Source organism: Achromobacter sp. 2789STDY5608615 (assembly GCF_001298995.1).
Lineage (GTDB): Bacteria > Pseudomonadota > Gammaproteobacteria > Burkholderiales > Burkholderiaceae_B > Achromobacter > Achromobacter insuavis.
On sequence record NZ_CYTY01000024.1, the window covers coordinates 76,969 to 80,250 of the forward strand.

Here is a 3,282-nt window from a genome sequence, read left to right on the forward strand (position 1 = left end):
CATGGCCACTTGCGACTCGCCCAGGTCGGTGGCCGCCAGCGCCTTGCGGATCGCTTCCGGATCGGTGGAGCCGGCGCGGTTGATGGCATCGGCCAGCACCAGCACGCCCTGCATCGAACGGGCGTTGTTGCCGTTCAGGTCCTTGCCGGTCTTGGCCTTGTACATGTCGTTGATCTTCTTCAGGCCGGCCTTGGCGGCGGCGACGTCGTTGCCCCACACGTCGCGCGTCAGCACGCCCTGCACCTGCGGACCGACTTCCTGCACGAAGCGCGAGTCGATGAAGCCGGCGTCGTTGGCCAGCAGCACCGGCGGCGCGTACTTGCTTTCGCGCATGGTGCGCACGAACAGCATGGCGTCCGAGGTGTAGCTGGCGAAGATCGCCACGTCGGGCTTGGCCGCGGCCAGCTTCTGCACTTCGGCGGTGACCGAGGCCGAGCCGGCGCTGTAGGCGATGTTGGCCACCACCTCGCGCTTGTACTGCTTGGCGAACTTCTCGACCGCCTTGTAGGTGTTGACGCCGAAGTCGGTGTTCTCGTAGACCACCGCGATCTTGGCGGTCGGCGTGCCCTTCACGCCGTCCAGGAACTGCATCATGTTCTCGACGAAGGTGTCGTCGTTGGGCGAGGTGCGGAAGAACCACTTGTAGCCGCGCTCGGTCAGGTCCGGGCTGCTGGATTCGCCGTTCAGGTAGGGAATGCCGCGCTGCTCGGCGATGCGGCTGGCGGTCTTGGTGACGGCCGACTGGTAGGCGCCGGTCAGGGCCACCACCTTTTCCTGGTCGATCAGGCGCTGCGCGTCGGCCAGGCCCACTTCGGGCTTGCCCTGCGAATCGCCGAACACCACCTCGATCTTGGCCCCGCCCAGCGCCGGCAATCCGGCGCCCGCGGCCAGCGGGATCCCTTCGAGCTCGGGATGCGGATTATTGACGATATCCACGGCCAGTTCCACCGCGGCCTTGATCTCGGCGCCGGTGGACGCCAGCGCGCCGGACAGGGGATAGATCGCGCCGATCTTCACGGTCTTGACCTGCGCCTGCGTCGGCGCGGCGGCCAACAGCGCCAGACTCGCGGCGACACCCGCAATGAGCTTCATCTTCATTACCTGACTCCTGGAGAAATTCCACTGTGAAAGCAATGCAAAACGCGGGGCGCACGGCCCCGGGCCCGGGAAATCCGGGCCTGCGGCGACCCGCCGCCCGTCGCTAGTCCGGCGGGCGGTGGATCTTGAACTTTTGTCGCCTTTTCCCCTTGTCCTGTCATGGATCTTTCTGGAGGCAAAACCAAAGCTGCTGACGCGTCCGGCTGCGGACGCTTTGTAACGGTGCTGCGACTACGTAAAGACTGTGATTTCTAGCGGTTTTCCGCTGACGGTTGACTGAGAATCGAAGCGTGGCCTACAGGATGGCCATGCGGCTGTTGACCAGATCGGTGACCAGCATGTGCCCGGGCGCGTGGGTGATGCAGAAATCAGGGCGCACCGTCGCCACCACCGACTGCGGCGTCACCCCGCAGGCCCAGAACACCGGCATCTCGCCGGCGCGGATCTCCACGGCGTCACCATAATCCGGCCGGTCGATGTCGGCAATCCCGATCAACGCCGGGTCGCCGATATGCACCGGCGCGCCGTGCACCGAGGGAAAACGCGAAGTCACCTGGATGGCGCGGATGGCGTCGGCGGCCTTCAAGGGCCGCATCGACACCACCAGCGGGCCGCCGAAGACGCCGGCGGCGTGGGTCGGGATGTTGGTGCGGTACATCGGCACGTTGCAGCCCTGCTCGATGTGGCGCACCGGCAGGCCGTTGTCCAGCATGGCTTCCTCGAACGAGAACGAGCAGCCGATCAGGAACGACACCAGGTCATCGCGCCACACGTCGCGCACGTCGGTCGGCTCGGCCACCAGTTCGCCGTTCTGCCAGACGCGGTAGCGCGGGATGTCGGTGCGGATGTCGATGTCCTGGCCCAGGTCCGGCAAGGACGGATCGCCCGGCTCGGACATGGCCAGCAGCGGGCACGGCTTGGGATTGCGCTGGCAGAAATGCAGGAAATCCGCCGCCAGCGCGCGCGGCAGGATCGCCAGGTTGGCCTGCACGTGGCCGGGAGCCAGGTTCGCCGTGGGGCCGGTCAGTTTGCCGCTGCGGGCGTCGAGCCTTGCGCGGCGCGCCAGTTCCACGCTGCTGCGGGCCGCCGAATCCAATGCCATGTCAATTCCCCTTGAGCCAGTGTTGGTATGGGAGACATTGCACAGGAACTCGGGCCCTGCGTCTAATCACATGTTGCGATAGACCCCGATCAGAATTCCTTATCAGGGTTTTGCCGGATAGCGCAGCGCTTCTTCACGCGCGATGTGCTGGGCGGCCTCGGCCACGGTGCGCGGCACCTGGCTGTCGGGCCCCTGCATCCAGCAGGCGGTGTAGTGCAGCGGCGGCAGCGCCGGCGCCTTGACGTCCAGCACCCGCAGCTCGCCCTGGGTCAGCTCCTTGCGCAGGATCACCGGCGCGATCACGGCGGTGCCGATGCCATCGAGCGCCATGCGCACGATCACGCTCAGCGCCGAGCTGCCGTACATGCGCGGCGCGTCCACGCCGGCCTGCTGCAACAGCTGCCGCACCGCGCGGTGCGGATCGGTGGTGGACGAATAGGTGATGACCGGCCATTCCCCCAGCCGCTTCAGGCTGATGGGCTGGCGCCCCACCTTCAGCTTGGGGCTGGCGACCCAGCTGAGCGGGTAATTGCACAGGTACAGGTTTTCGATGCGCGGCTCTTCCATCGGTCCCAGCAGGAACGCCAGGTCGATCTGGCGCGAGGCCAGCTGGGTCTTGAGCACCGTGGTGGTGTCCACCTGGATCTCGACCATCAGCGCCGGATAGGTGTCGTGCAGGTACTCCATCAGGGTCGGCAGCCAGGTGTGCACGATGGTCTCGGACACGCCCAGCCGCAGGGTGCCGCTCATCACGCTCTTGGCGCGCGCCGCTTCCTGCATGTCGCGGCGCAACTGCAGCATGCGCTCGGCATGCGACAGCAGCTCCTGGCCCTTGCCGGTCAGCTTGATGCCGCGCACGTCGCGGTCGAACAGGCGGATGCCCAGGTCCGATTCCAGCGACGCGATGCGCTGGGAAATCGCCGGCTGGGTGGCGTTGAGCTTCTCGGCCGCGGCGCGGAAACCGCCCAGCGTGGCCACCCAGAAAAACGTCTCGATATTGCGCAGATCTATCATGGCGCCCGTATCCTGCCCCGTTGCGCGGCATGTCCAGCCTGGATGTTAGCGTCAGGGGGACGGTTCCG

General features: G+C 66.5%; 3 protein-coding genes. All 3 read right to left on the reverse strand.

Features of this window, described 5'->3' with window-relative positions; translation table 11 throughout:
• Positions 1-1,098 (reverse strand): ABC transporter substrate-binding protein (locus AOZ49_RS20370; protein WP_054477410.1); only part of this gene is annotated, 1,098 nt, incomplete at its 3' end.
• A 295-nt stretch (positions 1,099-1,393) separates the two neighbouring features.
• Positions 1,394-2,200, reverse strand: coding sequence for a putative hydro-lyase (locus tag AOZ49_RS20375; protein WP_054477413.1), 807 nt, complete (start codon positions 2,198-2,200; stop codon positions 1,394-1,396).
• Between the two features lie 102 nt (positions 2,201-2,302).
• Positions 2,303-3,214: a LysR family transcriptional regulator gene (locus AOZ49_RS20380; protein ID WP_054431386.1), complete on the reverse strand. Its 912-nt coding sequence runs from the start codon at positions 3,212-3,214 to the stop codon at positions 2,303-2,305.
• Positions 3,215-3,282: the final 68 nt, after the last annotated feature.

Coding starts and splice junctions, on each gene's coding strand:
- AOZ49_RS20375 (WP_054477413.1), bottom strand. CDS start 2,200: ATGGCATTGGATTCGGCGGCCCGCAGCAGCGTGGAACTGGCGCGCCGC.
- AOZ49_RS20380 (WP_054431386.1), bottom strand. CDS start 3,214: ATGATAGATCTGCGCAATATCGAGACGTTTTTCTGGGTGGCCACGCTG.